The sequence below is a fragment of the Oligoflexus sp. genome (assembly GCF_035712445.1).
Classification (GTDB): Bacteria; Bdellovibrionota_B; Oligoflexia; order Oligoflexales; family Oligoflexaceae; genus Oligoflexus.
Genome location: NZ_DASTAT010000143.1, coordinates 26,131 through 49,631 on the forward strand (window position 1 = coordinate 26,131; position 23,501 = coordinate 49,631).

General features: G+C 56.6%; 17 protein-coding genes. 11 read left to right on the top strand and 6 right to left on the bottom strand.

Translation table 11 applies throughout. The features are described from left to right. Positions 1–238: 238 nt before the first annotated feature. From VFO10_RS30310 to VFO10_RS30345, 8 genes are read left to right on the top strand one after another with little or no spacing between them, the layout of a single operon-like run. Positions 239–6,916: an SDR family NAD(P)-dependent oxidoreductase gene (locus VFO10_RS30310; protein WP_325145779.1), complete on the top strand. Its 6,678-nt coding sequence runs from the start codon at positions 239–241 to the stop codon at positions 6,914–6,916. Continuing rightward, on the top strand, positions 6,913–9,645 hold the full coding sequence (locus VFO10_RS30315) for a 4'-phosphopantetheinyl transferase superfamily protein (RefSeq protein WP_325145780.1): 2,733 nt from the start codon (positions 6,913–6,915) through the stop codon (positions 9,643–9,645). Before VFO10_RS30310 ends, VFO10_RS30315 begins: the two co-directional genes overlap by 4 nt. After that, complete coding sequence (locus tag VFO10_RS30320; protein ID WP_325145781.1) at positions 9,645–9,932, top strand: acyl carrier protein; 288 nt, start codon at positions 9,645–9,647, stop codon at positions 9,930–9,932. Before VFO10_RS30315 ends, VFO10_RS30320 begins: the two co-directional genes overlap by 1 nt. After that, complete coding sequence (locus VFO10_RS30325; protein ID WP_325145782.1) at positions 9,923–10,675, top strand: alpha/beta hydrolase; 753 nt, start codon at positions 9,923–9,925, stop codon at positions 10,673–10,675. Before VFO10_RS30320 ends, VFO10_RS30325 begins: the two co-directional genes overlap by 10 nt. After that, positions 10,672–11,511: an alpha/beta hydrolase gene (locus VFO10_RS30330; RefSeq protein WP_325145783.1), complete on the top strand. Its 840-nt coding sequence runs from the start codon at positions 10,672–10,674 to the stop codon at positions 11,509–11,511. The genes VFO10_RS30325 and VFO10_RS30330 overlap by 4 nt, the downstream gene beginning before the upstream one ends. Position 11,512: 1 nt before the next feature. Beyond that, on the top strand, positions 11,513–12,676 hold the full coding sequence (locus VFO10_RS30335; protein WP_325145784.1) for a nucleotide disphospho-sugar-binding domain-containing protein: 1,164 nt from the start codon (positions 11,513–11,515) through the stop codon (positions 12,674–12,676). Continuing rightward, positions 12,673–13,557 carry a class I SAM-dependent methyltransferase gene (locus VFO10_RS30340; RefSeq protein WP_325145785.1) on the top strand — a complete coding sequence of 295 codons (885 nt, stop codon included), beginning with the start codon at positions 12,673–12,675 and terminating at the stop codon, positions 13,555–13,557. Before VFO10_RS30335 ends, VFO10_RS30340 begins: the two co-directional genes overlap by 4 nt. A 19-nt stretch (positions 13,558–13,576) precedes the next feature. Continuing rightward, complete coding sequence (locus VFO10_RS30345) at positions 13,577–15,382, top strand: class I SAM-dependent methyltransferase (protein ID WP_325145786.1); 1,806 nt, start codon at positions 13,577–13,579, stop codon at positions 15,380–15,382. Here VFO10_RS30345 and surE read toward each other — a convergent pair. After that, positions 15,379–16,149, bottom strand: a complete 771-nt coding sequence (gene surE / locus VFO10_RS30350) for a 5'/3'-nucleotidase SurE (protein ID WP_325145787.1) — start codon at positions 16,147–16,149, stop codon at positions 15,379–15,381. The two genes, VFO10_RS30345 and surE, sit on opposite strands and share 4 nt — an antisense overlap. A 118-nt stretch (positions 16,150–16,267) precedes the next feature. Beyond that, a complete protein-coding gene (gene ypfJ / locus VFO10_RS30355; protein ID WP_325145788.1) occupies positions 16,268–17,035 on the bottom strand; it encodes a KPN_02809 family neutral zinc metallopeptidase in 768 nt (255 codons plus the stop codon). Positions 17,036–17,151: 116 nt separating this feature from the next. Between ypfJ and VFO10_RS30360 the strand changes: the two genes are divergently transcribed. Continuing rightward, positions 17,152–17,643: a hemerythrin domain-containing protein gene (locus VFO10_RS30360; RefSeq protein ID WP_325145789.1), complete on the top strand. Its 492-nt coding sequence runs from the start codon at positions 17,152–17,154 to the stop codon at positions 17,641–17,643. A 104-nt stretch (positions 17,644–17,747) separates the two neighbouring features. On the opposite strand, the gene VFO10_RS30365 is transcribed toward VFO10_RS30360, so the two are convergent. The 3 genes from VFO10_RS30365 to VFO10_RS30375 form a co-directional block, all read right to left on the bottom strand. Then, positions 17,748–18,629 carry a hypothetical protein gene (locus VFO10_RS30365; protein ID WP_325145790.1) on the bottom strand — a complete coding sequence of 294 codons (882 nt, stop codon included), beginning with the start codon at positions 18,627–18,629 and terminating at the stop codon, positions 17,748–17,750. A 173-nt stretch (positions 18,630–18,802) separates the two neighbouring features. Then, on the bottom strand, positions 18,803–19,843 hold the full coding sequence (locus VFO10_RS30370) for an SDR family oxidoreductase (protein ID WP_325145791.1): 1,041 nt from the start codon (positions 19,841–19,843) through the stop codon (positions 18,803–18,805). A gap of 57 nt (positions 19,844–19,900) precedes the next feature. Continuing rightward, positions 19,901–20,551 carry a hypothetical protein gene (locus tag VFO10_RS30375; RefSeq protein ID WP_325145792.1) on the bottom strand — a complete coding sequence of 217 codons (651 nt, stop codon included), beginning with the start codon at positions 20,549–20,551 and terminating at the stop codon, positions 19,901–19,903. A 147-nt stretch (positions 20,552–20,698) separates the two neighbouring features. Between VFO10_RS30375 and VFO10_RS30380 the strand changes: the two genes are divergently transcribed. Both VFO10_RS30380 and VFO10_RS30385 read left to right on the top strand, forming a co-directional pair. Then, positions 20,699–21,538, top strand: a complete 840-nt coding sequence (locus VFO10_RS30380) for a TIGR02147 family protein (RefSeq protein ID WP_325145793.1) — start codon at positions 20,699–20,701, stop codon at positions 21,536–21,538. Between the two features lie 6 nt (positions 21,539–21,544). Continuing rightward, positions 21,545–22,723, top strand: coding sequence for a tRNA-dihydrouridine synthase family protein (locus VFO10_RS30385; protein ID WP_325145794.1), 1,179 nt, complete (start codon positions 21,545–21,547; stop codon positions 22,721–22,723). Here the strand turns inward: VFO10_RS30385 and VFO10_RS30390 are convergent. Further along, positions 22,720–23,466, bottom strand: a complete 747-nt coding sequence (locus tag VFO10_RS30390) for a hypothetical protein (RefSeq protein ID WP_325145795.1) — start codon at positions 23,464–23,466, stop codon at positions 22,720–22,722. The genes VFO10_RS30385 and VFO10_RS30390 overlap by 4 nt on opposite strands. Between the last annotated feature and the right edge of the window lie 35 nt (positions 23,467–23,501).

The window sequence follows — 23,501 nt, forward strand, 5'->3', positions numbered from 1 at the left end:
CGCAGACAGCACCAAGCCTTCTTCGCATAAGAATTTTTTTCAATCCGCCGTAATCAGCCGCAGCAAAGACTTGTCGCCGTGAGTTCAGAAAAAGTTAACTGAATTCCTGCCAGGAAGCTTTTATACCCGTGGTTAGCCGATAACTGAATTTTTTTAGCAAAACAGAGAACGTGCATGCAAACTCCAGCCTCACGCGGAGCGTCGCTGTGCCACGCGAGAATTGAAGGTGGTCTATCCTATGATATCTCCTGCTATCGTTGGCGTGTCTCCTTTTGAAACTCCGGATGTTGGATTGGTGGAAAGCCTAGGCAAAGCAGGCGCGATCGCGATTCTCGATTTGGGTCGGGACAGCGCAAACGGACGAAACGCTCTGGCTGCCTTGCAAAGGAACCGCATGCCCGCCTTCGGTGTGCGCATCAGCCGCCTTGAGTCTTTCACGCCCGCGGATTTGAGTGATCGCGTCACGATCTTGATCCTCGATGCGGCCGATCTTTTGATCCAGAAAAACCCGGAGGAAACTTTGGATGCCTGGCGCACAAACACGCGCAGCATCTGGGTCCAGGTCTGTTCACTTGAGGAAGCACGAAAGCTGCTTGCCCAAGCGAAGCCCGATGGCTTGATTGCCAAAGGTGCGGAAAGCGGCGGGCGCGTCGGCACTTCGTCGAGTTTGATTCTGATGCAGGAGCTTCGTCAGCTCGATCTTCCCTTCTGGGTCCAGGGCGGCATCGGCGTTCATGCGGCAGCGGCCGCTTTCGCAGCAGGGGCCCGCGCGGTCGTGCTCGATTCACAGCTCGCACTTTTGAAAGAGGCCGCGCTGCCGGATGCTCTCAAGAAAATCATTCGTCACTTTGAAGGCACAGAAACGCGCATCCTTCATCAGCATCAGGTGGTGAGTCGGCCCGATCTCAAAGTTCCGCAGGAAAACGAAGTCACGCGTGAGCGTTTCCTCGATCATCTCGGCTGGCAGGGCGCGACACCCATACTCCCGGCGGGTCAGGATCTTTATCTCGCTCGCGTGTTTGCGGAACGCTTTGGCAATGTCTCGGCCATGGTGCAGGGCATGAAGCGAAGCGTGCGGGGTCATCTCCGTCAGGCCAAGGCTCTCGACTTTTTGAAGCCGCAAGGACCCCTCGCACAGTCCTATCGCACCCGCTATCCTCTGGCTCAGGGACCGATGACCCGCGTCAGTGATCGTGCTGATTTTATCAAAGCGGTTTCTGATAATGGAGCCCTGCCCTTCGTTGCGCTCTCGCTCATGGGAAAAACAGCCTGTCGCGAGCTGCTCGAAGAAACGGAGAGAAAATTAGGGACACAGCCCTGGGGCGTCGGCATCCTGGGTTTTGTTTCGGAAGACTTGCGTCAGGAGCAGCTTGAGGTCTTGAAGGATTTCCGCCCCTCCGCGGTTTTGATCGCAGGCGGGCGGCCAGCGCAAGCCGATTTTTTTGAAAAGAAAGGCATCCGCTGCTTTCTGCATGTGCCCTCGCCCGGACTTTTGCAGCAGTTTTTAAAGGATGGCGCCCGCCGCTTTATTTTCGAGGGGCGCGAATGCGGTGGTCACGTCGGTCCACGCTATAGTTTTGTGCTATGGGAAACGCAGATCGAAATCCTCCTTCAATCCCACTGCGTGGACGAGCTGGAACTATTCTTTGCCGGCGGCCTTCATGATGCGCTTTCGGGAGCGATGCTCGCGGCCATGACCGCCCCGCTCGCCGCACGCGGTGCGAAGATCGGTGCCCTTCTCGGTTCGGCCTATCTCTTCACAGAAGAGGCCGTGCAAACCGGAGCCATCCTGCAAAAATTCCAGGATGAAGCCCTGCGCTGCCGTGAAACTTCGCTCCTGGAGACAGCGCCGGGACATGCGGTGCGCTGTGCGGATACGCGTTTTGTGGAAACCTTCAACACCCTTAAAAATGAACTGCGGGGACTCAAAGATCCGAAACAGGTCTGGGCCGAACTCGAAGAATTGAATGTCGGTCGTCTGCGGATCGCATCAAAGGGCCTGGAACGCAAGGGTGATGCGCTGGTCAGTGTCGATGCGCAGCGGCAGGCGGACGAGGGTCTTTATATGCTGGGCCAGGTCGCTCAGCTGCGGCACGAGGTCTGCACCATGCAGGCGCTGCATGAGGATATCACCAGCGGCGCGTCGCGGATTCTGGCCGACATCAATCTTGACGAAGCGCCCAGACGCGAGCCCTCGGATATTGCCATCATCGGGATGGCCTGTATTTTCCCGGGTGCGAAGGATCTCGAAAGCTACTGGCGCAACATCCTGACCGGCGCGGATCTGATTTCCGAAGTGCCCGAGAGTCGTTGGAATCCACGTACCTATTACGACCCTAGCGGACAGGATGCGAACAAATCCATTTCCAAATGGGGCGGTTTCATCGATGAAACGGAATTTGATCCCTTGGAATTCGGGATTCCGCCCAATTCGATGGGCGCCATCGAACCGACCCAGCTTTTAAGCCTTAAGGTTGCCAAACGCGCTTTGGAAGATGCCGGCTATCAAAACCGGAGCTTTGATCGCGAACGCACCTCCGTCATATTCGGAGCCGAGGCCGGCACGGATCTTTCCTCCGCCTATGGCTTCCGCGCTCAATTCCCGATGTTTGCCGGCCCCATACCGGCGGAACTCGATGCGCACCTTCCCAGCCTGACCGAGGATTCTTTCCCCGGCGTCCTGGCCAACGTCATCTCCGGGCGGATTGCCAATCGCCTCGATCTGGGCGGATCCAATTACACGGTCGATGCTGCCTGCGCTTCATCACTTGCGGCCTTGGACCTTGCGATCAAGGAACTCACCGAAGGCGAAAGTGAAATGGTCCTTTGCGGAGGCGCGGACCTTCATAACAGCATCAACGACTACCTCATGTTTTCCAGTGTCAAAGCGCTGTCGCGCAGTGGGAAATCCCATCCCTTCGCCGCGGACGGTGATGGCATCGTGATTGCTGAAGGTGTCGCTGTCGTGGTTCTCAAGCGCCTGCCTGATGCCATCCGCGATGGGGATCGCATCTATTCGGTGGTGAAGGCCATCGGTTCATCCAGTGACGGTAAAAGCCTTGGTCTGACCGCGCCGCGCAAAGAGGGTCAGATGCGGGCTCTGAATCGCGCATACGAACGCGCGGGTCTGAATCCGACCGATATCGAATTGGTCGAGGCTCACGGCACCGGCACAGTGGTGGGTGATCGCACCGAACTCGAAACCTTGAGTACCGTGTTCTTTGAAGCCGGCGCCCTGAATCGACAGTGTGCGCTGGGATCGGTGAAGTCACAGATCGGTCACACCAAATGTGCCGCGGGCCTTGCCGGTGTGATTAAAACGAGTCTCGCGCTTTACCACGGGATTCTGCCTCCAACCCTGCATGTGCAGGAACCCAATCCGTCCTATCGTCCGTCCGCGAATCCCTTTTATTTCAGTTCCGTGGCCCTGCCCTGGGTCCGTAAGGACAGAAAAGCGGCGGTGAGTGCTTTTGGTTTTGGTGGCACGAATTTCCATACGGTGCTGACGTCATACAGCGAACCTGACTCCACGCTGCCGGCACCTCAGGGTCGCGCAGCTGAACTCTTTGTCTTTGCCCATAAGGACGAGATGCGGCAGCTCAAGGAGATTCTGCAGAATCACCCCGAGCTGCTTTTTTCGCGTCTGGCCTATACCCAGGCGCAAAGAGCCGCCGGAAAAATTGCGCTGGCTCTGGTCGCGCGAAACAGTGCGGACCTACTGCAGAAGATCGAGCATGCGCTCAGCAGCAACGAATCAACGCCGGTCCAAGGCATCTTTGTGCGGAAAAACGAGGTTTTTCAGGGCAAAATCGCCATTCTCTTTTCAGGTCAGGGCAGCCAGTCTTTGAATATGGGCGCGGAACTCTTCACAAGCTTCCCGCAGCTGCGGCCTTATTTGGAGCTGGGAAGTCCGTGGCTCGCGCGCATCTTCCCCAAAGGCATCGTGCCCCAATCGGAAGAGCTTTTGAAACAGACCAGCTGTGCTCAGCCCGCACTCGGACTTGTGGAAATGGCCTTTCATGATCTCTTAAGATCCATGGGTCTATCCGCGGATATGTTTGCGGGTCATAGTTACGGTGAGCTGACCGCTCTTCATGCTGCCGGCTCCCTTTCCGCGGCAGACCTTATTATTTTGAGCCAGGCGCGCGCGGAAGCGATAGAAACAGCCGCTCAAGGACAAAAAGGTTCGATGGCTGCCGTGTCGGCGAATCTGAGCACCGTGACCCAGGCCATTCATGGTTTGAATGTCTGGATTGCCAATCATAATGCACCGCAGCAGGTGGTGATCGCCGGCCTGGATGGTGATATCGAGGCCGCTTTGATTTCACTCAAGGCCCAGGGACTCGCCGCGAAAAAAATCCCTGTGGCCTGCGCCTTCCATAGTCCCCTGCTCGCACGGGCTGAAGAGCTTTTTGCCAAGGCCTTGAAAGACGTTCGCCTGGAACAACCGCAAAAGCCGATTTACGCCAACACCACGGCCGCGCCGCATGATTTCGAACTTCTGCGCCAGACCTATGCGCAGCAGATCGTAAAACCCGTGCAGTTCGTTCAGCAGATCGAACGCATGCACGAGGATGGTGCGCGGCTTTTCCTGGAAGTCGGTCCGGGCTCTGTGCTGAAGGATCTGGTCGGCCGCATTCTGGGTGATCGGCCGCATCTGGCCCGTTCGATGGGACAGAAAGGCAATAGCCTGGAGCAGTTTTTAAAACTGGTCGCGGAACTTTTAAGCCTCGGACTGCCGCTGCAAACCGAAATCCTCTTCGAAGGCCGTCAGCTGCAGGCCTACGATTTCGATCTTTGGCTGCAGAAAAAACCGAGCCCCACGCTCTGGTTGGTGAACGGCCATCTGGCCCGCCCACGCCTGGGCGTCATTCCCAAAGGTGCTCTGAAGCCAGGTGAATTCCAATTGAATCTTTCCAGCATGTATCAGGGAGCCGACATGAATCACGATAGTGCGAAATCCGAGACCCGCGAAAGTCTTGTCAAAGAATATCTCCACTCCATGCGGCAGCTCGTGGAAAGTCAAAAGCAGGTGATGCTGCAGTACCTCGGCGCGGATATGCAGCCGGTTCTGCGAATGGCCGAGCCTCAACCCATGCGGGATGCGCAGGCGGCTTTGAAGGTTGTGAGCAGTCCTGCGCCCGCTCCGGTCACGGCGCGTCCTCTTGTGGAAATCAAGGTGCGGGATACCAAGGAAACCGTTCTTGAAGTCGTGAGCCAGAAAACCGGCTATCCGAGTGAGATGCTGGATCTCGATCAGGATCTGGAAGCGGACCTCAGTATTGATTCGATCAAACGTTTTGAAATCATCGCCGACCTTGGTGATATCCTCGGTCATGCCCGCGAACAGCTGGAAAAGCTGGCCAGCATGAAGACTCTGCGGCAGATGATTCAGGCGCTTGAAGGTCAGCAGAAAACTGCGCCCGCCACCACACCGGCAGCCGTCCCGGAAGCGAAATCACCTGTCGATCAGAATGTCCGGCAGTATTTAATCCGCGTGGAAGAGGCACCGCTCCCCTTGAAAGTCGATGCAGAGCAGAAGCTCAATAATCGACGGATTGCCATACTCCGCGATAGCAAGGGGATTGCCGAAGCTTTGGCCGGTTTTCTGACGGAAGCGGGAGCCCAGGTGAAACTCGTGTCCATCGGTGAAGACGCACCGTCGGATGCAGACGCTTTTGATGGACTCGTCCTGCTTTCCCTTCTCGATGAATGGGGTTCCAATCCTACGGAAGTCTTTAAAACTTTGCAGCAGGCCTGCCGGCGTAACATTCATACCATCATCGGCGTCACAGGTCGGGGCGGTGCCTTTGGTCACGATAGCCAGGCCGAACATGGACCACAGGGCAAGGGCATGTCGGGACTTTTCAAAAGTCTCGCCAAGGAATTCGCCGATAAAATGGTCAAGGTCATCGACTTTGATCCCCGTGAAGCGGTGGCCCTGATCGCACGGAACATCTTCCAGGAGATTCTGGTGGCTGACCCTCTGGTGGAAGTCGGCTACGTGGGCGAAGTCCGGCGTCAGCTCGTTTGCGTTCCCCTCCTCACCGAACTCGGAACAGAGACCCTCTCGCTCGATAAAAATTCCGTGATCCTGATGCTCGGTGGTGCGCGAGGAATCGCCGCGCAGGTGGCTTTGAAATTCGCGGAGCAGTATGGCTGCCGCTTTGAAATCGTCGGTCGCTCGCCGCTGCCTGACGAGGAAAGCCCCGAGACAGCCTCGATCCCGGACCTTCATGGTTTGAAGGCTTATTTCGTGCAAAAGAAGACCTTTAAAAAACCTGCGGAGATTGAAAGCGCCTGCCGCAGGATCCTTCAGAACCGGGAAATGCAGGCCACCCTGAATAAATTGAACAAGCTGGGTTCCGGTGTCCGCTATCACTGTTTTGATGTGCGGGACAAAGGCCGTCTGGAAGAACTGATGGATCGCCTTTATGCCGAGGGCCGGATTGATGGTGTGATTCACGCAGCCGGTGTTCTGAGTGATTCTCTGATCCTCGATAAGACGCCCGAAGCCTTCAAACGCGTCTTTGAAACCAAGGTCAATCCCGCGGAAGTGCTGGAAGCCAAATTGCAGAATGACGTAAAATTCGTCGCGCTCTTTTCCAGTGTCTCGGGTTGCTTCGGCAATCGCGGGCAGACCGATTATGCGGCGGCCAACAGCGCCTTGGATCATGTCGCTCGAAGTCTGGGCCGCCGCGTCAAGGGCCGCACTCTTTCCATCAACTGGGGCCCCTGGGCGGGCACCGGCATGGTCACGGCGGACCTTGAAAATGAATACCGCCGCCGCGGTATCGGTCTTATTCCCCCGCAGGTCGGCACGCAGCGTTTCCTGGATGAGCTTCGTTTCGGACGCCATGAAACCCGGCAGGTCGTTATCATGAACGGTTCGCCAGAAAGCTTTGGTCTCTCATGAGCATGCAGGACGTTTTGCTGCTGGCAGCGGACGATACAAAAATGCTGATGGAAGGACTCCGTGAAGGACTATCCTTGACCGTCGGGCGCGGTATGATGCGCCTGGCGGTCGTTCACCCCACGGCCGAGCGCCTGGAACGCGCGCGAAAGCTTGTGGAAAAGGGTAAAGCCAGTCGCGGAATCCAGGATATGTGGTTTGTGCCGGAAGGTCTGCTTCATGAAGGCGGCAAACTTGCCTTCATGTATCCGGGCATAGATTCGCAGACGCCGCCCGATACGCGGGACGTCGCCGGGCACTTTCAACTGCCTCCGGTCAGGATGCAGGGAAAAGGATCACTGGAAGATCGCGGCAGTGAGGTTTTTTTCACCTCGGATCTTTACACCAGCGTTCTGAAAAAAATGCGTCTGGAGCCCGATGTCCTTCTGGGTCATAGCATCGGCGAATGGACCGCGATGGTAGCGGCCGGGTATACCGGCGATCAGTCGGTGGACGAGGTCGCCGCTGCACTGCAGCCGGGAATGCTGCCTGTGCCAGGTGTCGTCTTTGTCGCGTTGAGCTGCGGAGTGGATAAGGCCCGCGCTGCCATCCAGGGTCTGCCCGAGCTGGAAATCTCGCATGATAATTGTCCGCATCAATCCATAATCTGCGGTATAGAATCCAGCGCCGACATTGCGATCGCCCGTCTTCGTGATGAACGGGTCATCTGTCAGAAACTGGATTTTCGCTCGGGCTTTCACACCTCCCTTTTCAAAAATTTTACGGGTGTGATCGAACGCAGTTTTCGGGCGTTAAAGCTCAATGAACCTATCAAATCCCTTTGGTCGGCCACGACCTGCCGTCCCTACCCGAAGGATCATGAGGCCCTGCAAAAGCTTATGATCCAGCATCTGGTGGAACCTGTTCGCTTCCGCGAACTCACCGACGCACTTTATGCCGAGGGGGTGCGGGTCTTTTTACAGGTCGGCGCAGGCAGTCTGCCCGGTTTTGTCGATGATACCCTGCGTGGCCGTCCGCATCTGGCCTTGAGCACGATCGCGTCACAGCGTTCCGCACTGGCTCAGCTGCAGCGTTTCGGAGCGGCACTCTTCGCAGAAGGCGCGAATTTCGATGTGACCACCTTGCAGGCGCATAAGCCCGTGGCCCCAGCCATGCCAGCCCTCAAACCGAAAACATTGACCCTGGCCACAGACCTCGTCCAGGATATGGAACTTTGCTTTGCCGCCATGCAGGATGCCATGCGTGAGGTCACAGCCGCACTTCATATCACAGAACCCTTCCGCTTTAAAATCCAGCATAGCCTTAGCCTGAAGGATCGGCCCGAGCTGATGGATCACTGCATTTATCGGCAGAAAAAAGGCTGGAAGAATACCAATGACCTCTTCCCGGTCATGCCGATGACGGCCACGATTGAACTCGTGCGGCAGCTCGCCGAGTCTCATGTGGACCAAAGGGTCGTGATTGCGATCGAAGATATTTCGGCCACCAAATGGCTGGCTGTGGAATCCGTGAAAGACCTCGACATCGAACTCAGCTATGACGGCCGCAGCCGTTTGAAAGTCGACATTATCGGTCACTTCACGGCCACTGCTGTCATGGCCACCGCCTATCCCCCGGCACCGCCCTGCTCGCTCGCTCCTTTGAAAAATCCGGAAGCGAGCACGATTCCTCTGGCCACCGTCTATGATGATGGCTGGCTCTTTCATGGGCCGCGCTATCAATGTCTCGCTGCCTTTGATGGAGTCGGAGACGACGGTATTGATGGTAAAATCCGCGCGACATCAACCCCCGGTGCTCTTTTGGATAACGTCGGGCAGCTCGCCGGTCTTTGGATCATGCAAAGGCTGCCGATCGACCGCTATGCGATGCCGATCCGCATCAAACGCATCCGCTTCCATGGACCTCAGCCCGCTCTCGGTGTTTTGGACTGCCGCATTCGCAATCGCCGGATCCGTAGCCGCGATATCATGTTCGATATGGAAGTGAGTGCCGAAGGCAAAGTCTGGGCCTCTATCGAAGCCTGGGAAAAATGGCGTTTTGAATGCGATGACAAGCTCTGGCAGTTCCTTATCAAGCCAGGCCGCAGCCTGCTCGCCGAACAAAGGGAAGGCTTCAGCTGCTTCGAACCCGAGCAGCTGAGCGATGGCATTGCGCATGAATTATCCCGCCGCTATCTGCGCGAGGACGAACGCAAAATCTATCAGACTCTCGGCAGCAAACAAAAAGATTGGATCTGCGGCCGCGTGGCCGCCAAGGATGCCGTCAGGCATTACCTTTGGTCGCAGGGCTATCCGCATGATATCTATCCGGCCGAGATCTGGATTCAAAACGATGCGAACGGCAAGCCCTGCATCACCGAAATGCCCGGCTCCTGGCTGCTGCATGTCTCCATCTCGCATAAGGATCATCGGGGTGTGGCCCTGGTCAGTGAGCGGGCCTTCCCCGGCATTGATATCGAAAAGATTGAGCAGCGCCAGGATTCTTTCATCCACACGGTTTTTACCCGTGATGAATGGGAACTGCTGCCGGCCGAGGATCGTGCGGAATGGGTCACCCGCTTTTGGAGCGCGAAAGAAGCCTTTGCCAAGTCCACAGGCCTTGGACTTCAGGGTGATCCGAAAAAATTTGTAATTGAAAGATGGGAAAAGGACCGGATTCGCATTCAAAAATCCTGGGTCGAGTCCACTAAACTCGGGTCCTTTATTGTGAGTAAATTTGGAGGTTTGAACTAATGTTCGAGGCGCACAAGGAACAGAGAATTTTGGAAGACGTCCGCACCATGATCGCGGGCATCATCGGCCAGGACGTGGATCTGAATGATCGCGAGATCGCGCTCGACACCTCCTTCAATCGTGATCTGGAGCTGGAAAGCATTGAATTCGTCGTGCTCTCCGAGCAGCTGCAGAACCGCTACGGAAGAGAGATCGACTTCGCTGGCTGGCTCGCCGGCAAGGAGCTTCAGGATATCATCAATCTTCGCGTCGGAGACGTGGTCAGGTTTATCGAACAATGCCATTGATGACGATCAACGGAACAGAAATTCATTTTCAGCGCATGGGCCAGGGGCCGGCTGTGGTCATGATCCATGGCCTGCTCCTTGGAAACATGGCCAGCTGGTATTTCAGCGTCGCGTCCCAGCTCGCTGCGCGTCATGAGGTTTTGCTCTACGATCTGCGCGGGCATGGGCTGAGTGAACTCAGTCCGACCGGCTATGACCTGGAAACGATGGTCGATGATCTGGAGATCCTCCTTGATTCCCAGGGTTTCGATCAGGTCGCCCTTGTCGGCCACAGCTATGGTGCAATGATAGCCCTGCAGTTCGCTCTGCGGCATCCCGATCGCGTGAGCCGCCTCGTCTGTATCGAAGCGCCGATGCCCCTGGCTCGCGGACTCGAAATGGATGAATTCCGCAATGCCGACCCGGAAACCATGCTCGCGGCATTGCCGATCGAGCTGCAAAATTCCTTGGGCACCGGCAGTCGACAGGGACGCAAGCTGATGGCGCGTTTAAATTTTCTTTTGAATGAAACCAATCTGCTCGCTCAGCTGCGTCGTGAGCCCAATCCCGCTCCGACGCATAGCGGATCCTATCAAAACCCGGCACTTTTGATTTACGGGACACGCTCGAAGCTGGTGGATGTCCCGCAAAAAATTCAGAGACTTCTGCCTCAGGCCCGCCTCAGCTGGCTTCCGGGCGGACACTATCTGCCGTCGGAAATGCCTCAGGAATTGGGGCGAACCATAGGGGAGTTTTTCTCATGAGTTTTCTCAGTGTGGATGGGTTGCATCTTCACTACCAGGTGCTGGAGCCTATGTATCCGAAACCCGGTGTGACGGTCGTTTTCTTGCACGGTCTTGTGATGGACAATCTTTCCAGCTGGTTCTTCACGGTCGCGAACCAGGCCGCGCAGGAAGCCCGGGTTTTGCTCTATGATCTGCGCGGTCATGGGATGAGCGATCGCCCCAAAAAGGGTTATGGGATCACGCAGCATCTGCAGGATCTGCAAAAACTCCTCGATCACGTCGCGGCGGACGATCAGGTGATCCTGGTCGGCAATAGTTTCGGCGGGCTTTTGGCGCTGAATTTCGCGCGTTTTTTTCCAGAGCGAACCGCCGGACTTATCCTCATTGATGCCCAGATCAACGACCAGGCCTGGCGCGACGATATGATGAAGTCCCTTCGTTTGGAAGGGGATGCCCGCAATGAAAAAATTGCTGAAAACTTTCAGAACTGGCTGGGCCGGCACAGCGCGCGCAAAAGCAATCGCCTTGCTAAAAACGCCCACGAACTGGTGCATGAAACCACTCTGCTCGATGAACTCTATGCCTCGATCAGCATGCAGGACAGCGACCTTGCCACCATCAAGGTCCCGGTCCTGGCCATCTACGGCGAGAATTCCGATATCGCGCATAATGCCGATCGCATGCGCGGGAATCTTCCGAATGGTCGCGTTCAGATCTTTGCGGGCTGCACGCATTCCGTACTTTGGGAACAGACTGAAGCCCTGCGCGATGTGATCCTCGAAGCCCTTCAGCAGCAGATGACGGAACTTCCCCCCGCGCCGTGGACGTCTCAAGCGGAAAGGCGGGTATTCTGAAGTGTCGCGCATCATGCTCGTCGTGCCGCCTCTGGCCGGCCACATCAATCCTTCGATAGCCATCGGTCGTGGTCTTCAGGCCCGCGGGCATACGGTGACCTGGGTCGGCTGTGGCCGCCGGGTCCGTGCGCTTCTGCCTCATGATCTGCCGCTGATTCCGATCACGGAAACAGCAGCCGAAGATGTGAACGAAAGCTGGATGGCCAAGGCCCAGAAAGTCACGGGCCTGGAATCCTTTCAGTTCTTCTATGAAGAATTTCTGGTTCCCCTGGCCGATGCCATGATGCCTGGCGTTCTGAAAGCCATGGGCAGTTTTGAGCCTGACCTTATCCTCTGTGATCAGCAGGCTCTGGCCGGTGCGCTGGCTGCGCGTTTAAAGGGAATACCCTGGGCCACGCTCGCCACCACGTCGGCAGCCGTCTTCAATCCCATCGTACAGATGCCGAAGGTCAAGGAATGGATGGTGGATATTCTCGGGCGGGTGCAGGATCGCTATGCGCTGGAGCGTTGGGAGCGACCCGACCTTTCTCCCGATCTCGTCCTTATTCTTTCCGTCCGGGACCTGATCGCGCCTGAAGAAACTATTCCCCCGCATTTTCACTTCATCGGTCCTTCCCTGCGCATGGAACAGAACACTGACGATTTCCCCTGGCATCTTCTGGATTCCACGCGCAGGAAAATTTATCTGTCACTCGGCACGGTGAATGCAGAGCGTTCACAGAAATTTTACGCCAAGGTGAAGGAAGCGTTTTCCGATCATGAATTCCAGCTTATTCTCGCCGCGCCGGCCGAGATGCTGGGCGACATTCCCGCGAATTTCATTGTGCAGCGATTTGTTCCGCAGCTGGCTCTTTTGAAAAGGGTCGATGCCGTGATTTTCCATGGGGGGCATAATACCTTCTGTGAAACGCTGCTGCATGGTCTGCCTGCGGTCGTGGCGCCGATCAAAGATGATCAGCCCGTGATCGCTGAGCAGCTGATCCGCTCGGGAGCGGGTCTTCGCGTGCACTTCGATCGGGTGAAAGCCATGGATCTTCGCACGGTCACCGAGCGTGTGGTGAACGAAGCCGCTTTCCGCGCCGCCGCCCAGCGCCTGCAAACAATCATGGAGGCCCATGGCGGAGCCGCCGCGGCCATCGAACTCCTGGAGGGTCAGATTTCATGAACAGCTGCGATCACTGCCCTTTCTGTCCTGATAGCGGCGATTATCAGAAGGCCAAGGACAAGGCCCAAATTCCCGCCATCGTACGCGCCTTCCAGCATCAGACCTTTACCGTCTGGCGCTGCGAAAGCTGTGGCTCGCTTCATTCCAAAGAGGATGTGAACCTTCCGCTTTATTATGAAGGCTATCCCTTCGCCCAGCACAAGCTGGATTTTTGGAGCCGCGTCGCGTATCGGAAAAGAACCCGTGATCTTGTGAAACAGGGCATTCAGAAGCATCATAAAATCCTGGATTACGGCTGTGGCGCCGGCGTCTTCGTTCAGTATCTGCGGGATCAGGGCTACGTGCATGCTGTCGGCTATGATCCCTATGTCGCTGCCTTCGCGGAAGCGGCAAGGCTGAAGGAACAGTATGATGCCGTGCTCGCCCAGGATGTGATCGAACATGCTGATGATCCGCGCGTCATGCTCCAGGAGATCCTGAGCTGCCTGAAACCCGACGGGCTTCTCTACCTGGGCACACCCTTGGCCAATCGCATTCGTTTGAAGCAGCACGAGCGTTTTGCCATGAGTCTCCATCAGCCCTATCATCGGCACATTTTTTCCTTAAAAGCCCTTCTCGATCTGACCCGTTCCTATGGACTCCGCGCCACGGGTTTATCCGAGCGTCACTGCACGGACACTCTTACCCCCACGGTGAATACCCGCTTTCTGCACGAATTCATTCGCGCCGGCGGCAATGTCGTGGATGTTGGATTCGAGCCGCCTCCCCCGGATCTTTTCAAGCGTCATCCGAGGCTTCTGCTCTTCGCTTTCTTTGGTTATTTCTTTTCGCAGCGTTCTGAACTCAGCGGTTACTTTCGCCGCTCGCTGGCAGGAACCTGATACTCTGTGAGGATCACGTATGGCCTTTTGGATTTTCCTTTCTGCACTCATGGCTGTCGTCTGGCTGCTTGATGGCCTGCGGCTGCGTAAACGCTCCAAGGCTCTGCCGCTTCTTCCCCGCGCTGAACCGGAAGCCGCCCCTGATATGCACTTTATTTTAAGGCCGGGCGTCATCCTCGATGAATCCACGCGCCGCGCGGCAGCCGCTTATGCACAGGTTCATGATCTGAACGTCCTCGTCCTCCTTCCCGCGGGACTGCCGGCTGCCGAAGCCCTGCTCAACTGCCAGGCCGTCAACCCCGAAGATTTTCGTCGCGAAAGGATCGCCTCCGCTCGTTGCTCGGGTGAAGCGATCCTCGTCCGCTCGACGGTTCTGGAGCGTCTGGAGGAGGACTATTCTCCCCCTCAAACGGCTGTGGACTTCGCAAGGCTCGCCGATCATCTGAAAAAATTCGCCGGCACCAGCATGGATCTCGTGATCGTTCCCTGGCTCAAGGCCTCGCCGCGTGGCCCGCGTGAACTGGGCGCTTTGATGGAATTCGTATTCGGTGGCCTCGCGCGACCTGTGATGATCATGCAGCTTCTGCTTGTGAGCCTTGGTCTTGTCTTGATCCCCATCGCAGGCCCTCTGGCTTTCCTTAGCTATCATCTGCAGCCGCTGCTGGCTTTGGGAGGCACTCCTGTCCAAAGTCGCGGTCTACTTCGTTTCAGCATCTTCCGGATTTTTTATGACCTGCACAGCTTTTTCCATGCGCGCAAGGATCAGACGGCCGATCGAAAAAAAATACTGGAAGAAAGCCGCGTCCAATATCAGCAGCTCCTCGCCGCGGGCACGGCCCCTTTTTTCGAAGCGGCACGGCCTGATTGCCCGATATGCGGCTCAAAACGCTTGAAAACAGCCATTTCCAGTCGTGATTGGATTCAGTTCAAGCCGGGCGTCTTTAAGCTGTCGCGCTGTCTGGATTGCGCGCATCTCTTCCAAAACCCACGGCTGTCGATTGCCGGACTGAATTTTTATTACAAGGATTTTTATGATGGTCTGGGCAAGGAGCGCACCGACACGATCTTCGGTCGCGGCAAAGGTCCCTATGTGGCCCGTGCGCACATGCTGAAGGGCCAGGCCCAGCCACGCCGCTGGCTTGATGTCGGAGCCGGGCATGGACACTTCTGCTGCATAGCCCGCGATCAGTGGCCCGGTGTCTCCTTCGATGGTCTGGATTTGAATCAGGGCGTCCTGGATGCGGCGAAGTTCGGTTGGATCGATCGGGCCTTCTGCGGACTCTTTCCCGACCTTGCCGAAAGCCTGGCGAAGGAAGGAGCCTACGATGTCATCAGTATGAGTCATTACCTGGAACATACGCGCGATCCGGAAAACGAAATCGCCGCCGCTGCGAAAATACTGCCGGCCGGCGGGCATCTCATGATCGAACTGCCCGATCCCGAATCACGCTTCGGCCGCTGGTTCGGTTCCTTCTGGATGCCCTGGTTTCAGCCCCAGCATCAGCACATGCTATCGGCCAGGAACCTTGAACAACTTCTGCGCAAGCATTCGTTTGAAACTCTCACATGGCATCGCGGTGAAGCCCACCATCCTGTGGACTTCGTTTTTTCCCTGGGTCTCATTCTGAATGCACTGGCTCCTCCACCGGACATGCCCTGGCGTAAACCGGCGAATCTGATCCAGCGTCTTTGGAACAAGCTGCTCATTCCGCTTTGTTTGCCTTTGATACTTCTAGCGAGAATTCTGGATAAGATCCTGGCTCCGCTCTGCAGAAGGCCAGGTTGGGCGAACAGTTATCGCGTGCTCGCCCGGCGTGTGGCTTAATCCTTTGCGGTCTTTAGACTCTCGATCACCGCATCCAGCGAGTGGCTGAGCGAGGGACTGCTCTGCCGCGTGCCGACGAAGGACAGGGCCGCATAACCTTCCTGCACGGCGGTCACATCCTGCGACGGATCGCCGCGATTCACCCTTACGCTGCCGCCCATCATGAAAACATCAGGCTCGACGGTGATGATCTGCGGCACGTGCATGTTGTAGCCTGCACAGGCAGCCTGCACCACACCGCGCACTTCCACTCCGGGATGATTGATATTCAGGATTTCGTGCGTGGTCCAGACGAGTTCTTCATGCCTTGCCACGATTTTACAGGTCAGCTGCGCCGCTCGATCGAAGGCATCCTGCTGCAGGGCCAGGGCGGTTCCCGGCCGCAGATCCACGCTGACGGCGATCGCTTTGAAACCCAGCAAAGCCGCTTCCGTCGCAGCTCCGACAGTTCCGCTGTAATTCACGTCCCAGCCGACGTTCAATCCATGATTGATGCCGCTGATGACAAGCTCGGGTGGATTCGATTTCAGAAAATGATGAAGCGCGAGCGCTGCGCAATCCCCAGGCGTTCCCTGCACGGCCCAGGTGGTGTCATCGACGCGGCGTGTGGGAATCCGGCGGAAGAAGGTCATCGCATGCGACTGTCCGCTGCGTTCCTCGCTCGGGGCCACCACAAAAACTTCATGCTGCTGCTCGCGCAGGTGGCGGGCCAGGGTCAATATGCCAAGGGCTTCGAAGCCATCATCATTACAAAGCAAAATACGCATGGGTCTTCCCTAAAACTAAGGCGCGGAACAGCGCCAGCGCCGCATCTTAGCAAAGCCGGGGCTTCGGGACGACGAAAAATCGGCCCCGGCGTTTCAGGCAAGGCCGTCGGTTTCAGGTTCAACCTGCCGCGTTCGGATTGCAATTGCGGAAGTCGTCCGCTTCAAATCCCTGACGGAATGCGGCCATGCGCTGCCGTGATGAACCATGCGTGAAGGAATCGGGAACCACATATCCCTGACTGGCCTGCTGCAGCGCGTCATCGCCCACCGCCGATGCGGCGTTCAGAGCCTCTTCCACATCGCCCTGGTCCAAGGTCTGTTTCATGCTTTGGGTGGCGTGCGCCCAATAACCTGCAAGGCAATCGGCCTGCAGTTCAGTCGCGACGCTCGAACCTTTGCTGAGCAGCCCGAGTTGGTTTTGTACATGATGTCCGATTTCATGCGCGATCACATAGGCCTGGGCGAAGTCGCCTTTCGCGCCGAGTTTTCCAGACAATTGATTGAAAAAACTGGTGTCCAGATAAAGCTGCTGATCACCCGGGCAATAGAACGGCCCGACCGCAGCAGTGGCTGTTCCGCAGGCCGACTGCACGCGACCACTGAACAGGACGAGATTCGGCTCGGCATAGCTCCGCCCCGCGGCCTGGAACGCGCGATTCCAGACATCTTCGGTATCAGCCAAAACCACCCTTAAAAAGCGTGTCTGATCGTCATTTGAGGAAACCGTCGCCGTCTCGCGACTGGAATTGAGAATAGCGCTGGGATCACCGCCCAGCAGCGCATAGATGATCGCCAGGATGATCCCGCCACCACCAAGCGCGCCCGCGGTTTTCACACCGCGACGGTCCACAACGTTCCCACTCTCTCGTCTGCCTCGCCACTGCATTGGAAATACCTCCTTAAACGGAAAAAACTGCATAATTTAAAGCAAGTTTCAGACCACGTCCATGGCATAAGGCTTGCTGGGTTTTTTTCGGGTCAATTGGGCAGCAAGGAGGAAGCATGCCGCATTTGCAGAAAAAGCCGAACATGGAACCCGTTATCAATGCCATTCAGCTCCTCAGGCAGCAGCATCGGGAATTGGAGGCGCTTCTCGCCGAACTTGAGACCACCACTCCCAAACTCATCAAAAAACGCGAGGATCTCGTCAGACAGCTGGTCATTTCTTTGGAGGCGCATACCTGGATCGAGGAAAAAATCCTCTATCCCGCGGGTCTGGAGGTCGACCCTGCGATGACCTTCGAAGCCTTCGAAGAACATAGCCTCATTCAATTCATGCTGCATAAGATCGTGGACACGGAAGCCGAAGATGAAGCCTTCCTGCCTCGGGTCAAGGTCCTGAAAGAAATCGTGGAGCATCATGTAAGAGAGGAAGAGGAGGAATATTTCGCTCGTCTGCAGAATAAACTCAGTCCACGGCGGCTGGCCGATATCGGCATCGAAATGCACGACGAGTTTGCGAGCCGAACGAAACGTTTGCGGGTGGTCGTTTAAAACAACCCGCTCTGGATTCCCAAAGCCGAGGCATCTTGCGAGACGCCATCTCTTCAAAAAGCCGAGGTGGACAGCTCAACCCGAGCTGCACCTCGCTGGCTTTCTTAGAATCTCCAGCCGATATCCAGACCGATACGATCCAGATTTTCGGTTTGACCGGCGCCCAGGAATGCCGACCAGGTCCGTGTTTCACGGCCCAAACGCAGTTCTGCGCCCGCGTCATCCAGGGTGTCATCAGAAATATCGCTTTGTACCGCACCAACCAGACCGCGAACACCGGCGATCAGACCGTTGGAAGCCTGGTAACCGACCATAGGTGCAAAGTGAACAGAAGACATCTCCTGCTCTTCGCCCTTCATGTAGACGTTACCGATAGCGCCGATTTCAACGCGCAGGTTCTGAACGCCAGTTTGGGGAACGTAGGCGATGTCGAGACCTGGGGCGAAGTAATCGTCTTTGTCTTCCACGCGGGTGTGGTCCATACCAGCCCGTGGACCCACGCGCCAGTTGCCGCCGATGGGCTGAGTGGCCGTCGCGGTCACTTCAGGAGTGGCAGCCGATGCGGTCAGCTCTTCACGTACCACGGTTTCTTCTGCAACAGCTTGGGATTCCTGAGTTGGAGCTTCCACAATGATGCGAGCAATCAGGCCGTTCTGCGGAATTTCGCCAACGCCGCGAGCTTCAACTTTCAGCTCAGGCACGCGCTGCACGAGAGCGGCTTTCAAGTTGTTCGCGCGTCTTTCGGAAAGACGTTGGTTGTATTGCGTTGGACCTTCAGGTGTAGCCGAACCAACGATCTGCAGTGGCTCTTGAGTGGCTGCTTGCAGACGCAGGGTGTTGACGCAATCGTCAACCGCGCGACCGTTTACTTTTGCGCTATCCCATTTGAAGGGGACAGTGCACTCACGAGCTGTCTCTTGACTGTAGGAAATTCCATCCATAGTCAAAATACCCAAGACCAAACCGCTAGCCAACTTCATGTTCATACAAATCCTCCAGCCTACTATTAGTTTACTGCTGGTCTCACACAAACCCTGAGTCCCTGTCCATCAGAGAAAATCCCAGGTCGTGGGGAACCAGCATACCTCGGCTCAACGAAATGCAAGGATCGCACCGCTGAACTCCTGGTAAATGAATTAGTTAATATGACCGATCTCAATCACCCTGCAGCGCTGTCCTGTAAAGGGACCGACGCTGCCAGTCGCAGGGCTCCTCTGGTTTCTTTGAGCCGCGCTGACCTTTGTATCATATGTGCCAGTGAACTCAGACCAAAAAGAACGGCTGCGGCAAGCAAGGCTCCACCAGCCCCGGTCCTGTGGGTTTTGCCAAAAACACTCTGGCCTTGGGGTGAGCTGCGAAGGATATGCCCCTCGCTACGCGGCACAGACTGCGCCTTTTTGAAGTAATGATCCAGGCCCCATTTCATTAAGAAGGTACTGAAGGCAGGAGTCAGTGCGTAGCCCAGTCGTGCCAGATTCACGGGCCAACCGACGATGCGGCGGTCTTTGGGTTCCTGGGCCAAATGCACGACAGCACGCGCAATCTTCCATGGGCTTAAAACGGGAGACGCGGGCTTCAGCATATGGCCGGTATAGTTCGCGGCATGCTCGAATCCGGGAGTATTCACAAAGCTGGCGAAAACATCGCAGACATGAATGCCATCGAAGTCTCTCAGCTCCGCTCGCAAGGCTTCGGAAAATCCACGCAATCCAAATTTGCTGGCGCTGTAGGCCACGGCATAGGCGGTAGGGAGCCATGCTCCGGCAGAATTCATATTGATCAAAACACCGGAGTTCTGTCGCTTGAAGTAAGGCACGGCTGCGTAAGCTCCGTGCAGGCAGCCAAGCAGATTGATGCGAATCACTTCTTCATGCACCGCCAGCGGCACATCCGTGAAAGATCCGACCGCTCCGACACCGGCGTTGTTAAACCAGACATCAATACGGCCATTGAAATGATCGGCCGCCGTCTGCGCGAGTCGCTCCACCGCTGCAGGATCTGTCACATCCGTGGGAACAGCGAGTGCGCAGCCCCCTTTCTTTTCGATTTCCTGAACCACATGATCGAGGGCACGGGCGCGCCTCGCGGCGACCACCACGTTCGCGCCTTCTGCTGCGAAGGCCAATGCCGTGGCTTTACCGATGCCGCTTGAAGCTCCGGTGACAACGACCGTGCTTCCTTTCAATTGACGCTTGTGCATGGTTTTGCTCCTTGTCGCGAGGACTCGGTGCGAAAGCTTGCAACAAGCAGACCAGCTTCACTGCTGCACAATTCCCCAACCCACCGCAACGCCCTGGGGAAAAATATCATCGGGAAAATAGACGTCCTGCACGGTACCCTGATTCTCCTGATAGGCGCAGGGCACATTGCTGCCGGCGAATTCCCAGTCCCCTAAACGAAGGCAATTCACAGCGTTCAAAAGATAACGCTGCTGTCCGTCGGCTGTGAGCGTCAGCGAAAGACTTTGCAGTTTTCCATCGCCAAACTGGGGAACGAGCCCGTATGTATACGGTGGAATAGTTTGCTGCTCGCCGCCTTCGGCCGACGGATCAAAGGCGATGTTGCATCGAAATTGTTCAACGCCGAATTTGGGAACGCGGCGATAGCAGGAAAGTCCCGGCTGGTGCGTGGCCAGGATGCGGCTCAAAGGAGCATACGGATAATGCAGGTCGATTTTCTGATGCGGCGCGTAATAGTAATAAATCTTCTGCGCGATCGGTCCATAGATCCCGATGATGAATGGGGACGCCTCACGGTAAGCCTCGGCCGTCACGGGGGCCAAGGGTTCCAGGGGCTTGATCTGAACCTGCGGCCCACCGCCGTCATCAGCGGGAGGCTGTGAGGCGGACAAAGGCAGGGACAGAAGGCCGAGGCCAAGCAAAGGAGACAGGATGGTCAGTCGTTTCATGGCGCGATCCTTGGGCTAAAGGTAAGAACAGCAGCTTTCTGAATACGGGACTTTACCCTTTTGGGTAAAGCGTTCAGTCGGTATGTGCACAGGAACTGTTTTCCAATTGCGAACAGCAGGACCCCGGTATAGGAATGTCAAAAAAACATGACAACGGAAAATTTGACTCTACTCATCATCAACGCGCGATCCAGCAAAGAGGCTCTGCAGCAAGTTTTCGCCTGGCGTAAAGCCCTGGACTCCCGCTTCTCCCTGGCCTATATTGCCCGCCGTCTCGGTCTGAAATCCCGGGGGACGCTTTCTTTGATGCTGCGGGGGGAACGGCCGATTCCCAGTCGCATCCGCCGGCCGCTCTTTCAGGTGCTGACCCGTGATGAGCCGCTGACCGATTATCTGGAGCTGATGCTGGCGCGTGAGGAAGCGGCCTCGGACAACGTGCGGCAGGACGCCGAAGCGAAACTGAAGGCTCTGCATTTTTTCCTGCGGGATCGTTTCACTTCGATTCACCTGCAGCATGGAATGAATCTTCTGGCCTCGGATATACTCTGCGCCTTCGATCTTTTCCAAGGCCGTCCGACCGAGCGGCAGCTGATTGAATTCTTCGGCAAGGCGCGTTTTCCCGAAGTGCAGACCGCGATCGGTTCTTTGCTTTTGAACGGGCTGATCGAAAAAAATGATGGGCATCTGAAGCGAACCGACAAGACCCAGCGTTTTCTCACGATTCAGGGCAGGGAGCAGGATTCCATGCTTACGTATTTAAAGGAATCCATTCACGACGCCTGGCTCAATGTTGGCCAATGGCAGGGGGATACCACCATGTCCTGCTTTGGTTCGACCACGATGAGCGTCAGGCGGGAAATTTACATGGAAGTGATCAAGCGTTTGAAAAAAGATATGTTCCGCTATTTTTCAGAGCTGGAGACGGATGAAGGCGATACGCTGATCCGCTTCAATATGCAGATCTTCCCCTTACAGCCGCCAGGATGAATGCGCATGCACGCCCGCCCCGAAATCAGCGTCGCGCCCATGGAAGGCGTCACCACCTTTCCGATGCGCCTTTGGCTGCAGATGATCGCGCAGCCGCGTGCCATGACCAGCCCTTTTTTAAGGGTCACGCGGGCCTTTCCCGACGACGCCCTGCCCGAGAGTTTCATTCCTGAACTCACGCTGCTGCGGGGTGCTCTGCCGTATGGTTTGATCCCTCAATTCATCACCGGCGAGCCTGAACAGTTTTTACGTGCGGCGGAATTCATTCCCGACGCCATCGCACCTGTGATTGAACTCAACTGCGGCTGTCCTTCCCCCAATTCCCTGGGCCGCATGGCGGGCAGCGGCATGCTGCGCGAGCCTGAATTCTTTGCGCGTTCTCTTGAAAAACTGGCCGCGGAATTGGGGCCCGGACGCCTGGCCGTGAAGATGCGCCTCGGCATCGAAGCTGATGCGGAATTCCCTGCGCTGCTCGACGCTGTGCGTTCGCTGCCGCTGGCGCGCCTCACTGTGCATGCCCGCACCCGGGCCGATGGTTACCGGGGTCACGCCCGCTGGGAGGCCGTGCAGAAGGCTGCCGGGGCCACCCGCACGCCTGTGCTTGCCTCGGGTGATGTCTGGGGGCTTGCCAGCTTTGAAAAACTCAAAGCCACCGCACCGGATATTCAGGGCGTTATGATCGGAAGGGGTCTGCTCAGAAATCCCTGGATCTTTCGTGAACTCGACTCGGGCGAACCCACGCGGATGGATGGTCACAGCTTTATCCTGGCCCTTTTTTGTTATGCCCTTCTGCAGGAAATCTTTCTGCGAGATCCCGGCAGACTTTATCAAAAAGTGGCGAAGGGGCGCCTGGGTTTTGCCTGTGGCATCGACTTCGCAGCCTGGGAAAAGGTCACGGTGGAGCTGACCACTCTTGTCTTCGGCGTGCCCTTTCTTCTGCTGCCCAAAAGCGGCCTCGGCACCCGGACCCTTTCGCCCGTGGCCTTCAGTCGCCTGCGTTTTCTTTGGAGCTATCTGCGTTCGAGTCTGCCGGAACCTTATGCGGCTCCGGCGCTGATGCGCTGCAAAAAAGCTGAGGATTTTTTTGAAGCGCTCGGGACTCAGCTGGAAGAAACCGATCACGCGCCTTTGGATATCGGGCATCAGGAAAGCTGGGACCCGCATTTCGCAGGCCAGCGCGGTTAACTCTGCAAAAATCCGATGGCGCCGTTCAGAAGAGGAATGGTCATAAGCCCCATGGCGAAGCGCGATGACCAGATCCGATTTTTCGCCGATGCCCCCTCTTTCAGTTCCATGATCACAGACGTCAGCATCGCACCACCGGCTGTTGCCAGAAGGAAGGGCAGAAGAGTCTCACTGCCATTTAAAAGAACCCCAGCGCCCATGCCGCCGAAGAGTTCAATCACGCCCGAACCGATGCCACCGGCAAAGGCCCAGACTGGGCCGACACCAAGCGCCCGCAGACAGGCCACCATCAAAAGACCTTCAGGAATATTTTGCAGAGCAATGGAACTCAAAACCGTGCGTGCCTGCACAGAATCAAGACCCACAAGAGCCGCGCCTGATGCGAGGCCTTCCGGAAAATTGTGAACCATGAGAACGAAGGCTAAAAGAAGCTGTCCCTGCTGTCCCTTCGCACCTTCAAAGCGGTGCATAAGCCGATGCAGGGCCACGATCATCAACACGCCTGCGTAAAGGCCAAAACCAATGGGAGCAAAGCGCTGCCAATCACCAAAGGCCGCGACCGCAGCGGGACCAACCAGGGAAAACGCAACAGCGGAAATCATCAGACCCAAAGCAAAGTCGATGGGCAGACGCCAGGGTTCAAAACGCTGCCCCGGCAGCCGCAGCATGGCCAGAGCCGAACCGAACGCGGTCGAACCGAAGGAAATCAGACCACCGACGGTGGCAAGCATGAAGGGCGTCATATTCCATTCCTTTCCAGCCGGCTGTGTCCTCAGTC

Bases quoted from the DNA above. Each gene is read 5' to 3' on its own strand.
- VFO10_RS30385 (WP_325145794.1), top strand. From the start codon at position 21,545: ATGCACGCCCGCCCCGAAATCAGCGTCGCGCCCATGGAAGGCGTCACC.
- surE (WP_325145787.1), bottom strand. From the start codon at position 16,149: ATGCGTATTTTGCTTTGTAATGATGATGGCTTCGAAGCCCTTGGCATA.
- VFO10_RS30315 (WP_325145780.1), top strand. From the start codon at position 6,913: ATGAGCATGCAGGACGTTTTGCTGCTGGCAGCGGACGATACAAAAATG.
- VFO10_RS30360 (WP_325145789.1), top strand. From the start codon at position 17,152: ATGCCGCATTTGCAGAAAAAGCCGAACATGGAACCCGTTATCAATGCC.
- VFO10_RS30365 (WP_325145790.1), bottom strand. From the start codon at position 18,629: ATGAACATGAAGTTGGCTAGCGGTTTGGTCTTGGGTATTTTGACTATG.
- VFO10_RS30320 (WP_325145781.1), top strand. From the start codon at position 9,645: ATGTTCGAGGCGCACAAGGAACAGAGAATTTTGGAAGACGTCCGCACC.
- VFO10_RS30345 (WP_325145786.1), top strand. From the start codon at position 13,577: ATGGCCTTTTGGATTTTCCTTTCTGCACTCATGGCTGTCGTCTGGCTG.
- VFO10_RS30330 (WP_325145783.1), top strand. From the start codon at position 10,672: ATGAGTTTTCTCAGTGTGGATGGGTTGCATCTTCACTACCAGGTGCTG.
- VFO10_RS30390 (WP_325145795.1), bottom strand. From the start codon at position 23,466: ATGACGCCCTTCATGCTTGCCACCGTCGGTGGTCTGATTTCCTTCGGT.
- VFO10_RS30370 (WP_325145791.1), bottom strand. From the start codon at position 19,843: ATGCACAAGCGTCAATTGAAAGGAAGCACGGTCGTTGTCACCGGAGCT.
- VFO10_RS30375 (WP_325145792.1), bottom strand. From the start codon at position 20,551: ATGAAACGACTGACCATCCTGTCTCCTTTGCTTGGCCTCGGCCTTCTG.
- VFO10_RS30310 (WP_325145779.1), top strand. From the start codon at position 239: ATGATATCTCCTGCTATCGTTGGCGTGTCTCCTTTTGAAACTCCGGAT.
- VFO10_RS30380 (WP_325145793.1), top strand. From the start codon at position 20,699: ATGACAACGGAAAATTTGACTCTACTCATCATCAACGCGCGATCCAGC.
- VFO10_RS30325 (WP_325145782.1), top strand. From the start codon at position 9,923: ATGCCATTGATGACGATCAACGGAACAGAAATTCATTTTCAGCGCATG.
- VFO10_RS30340 (WP_325145785.1), top strand. From the start codon at position 12,673: ATGAACAGCTGCGATCACTGCCCTTTCTGTCCTGATAGCGGCGATTAT.
- ypfJ (WP_325145788.1), bottom strand. From the start codon at position 17,035: ATGCAGTGGCGAGGCAGACGAGAGAGTGGGAACGTTGTGGACCGTCGC.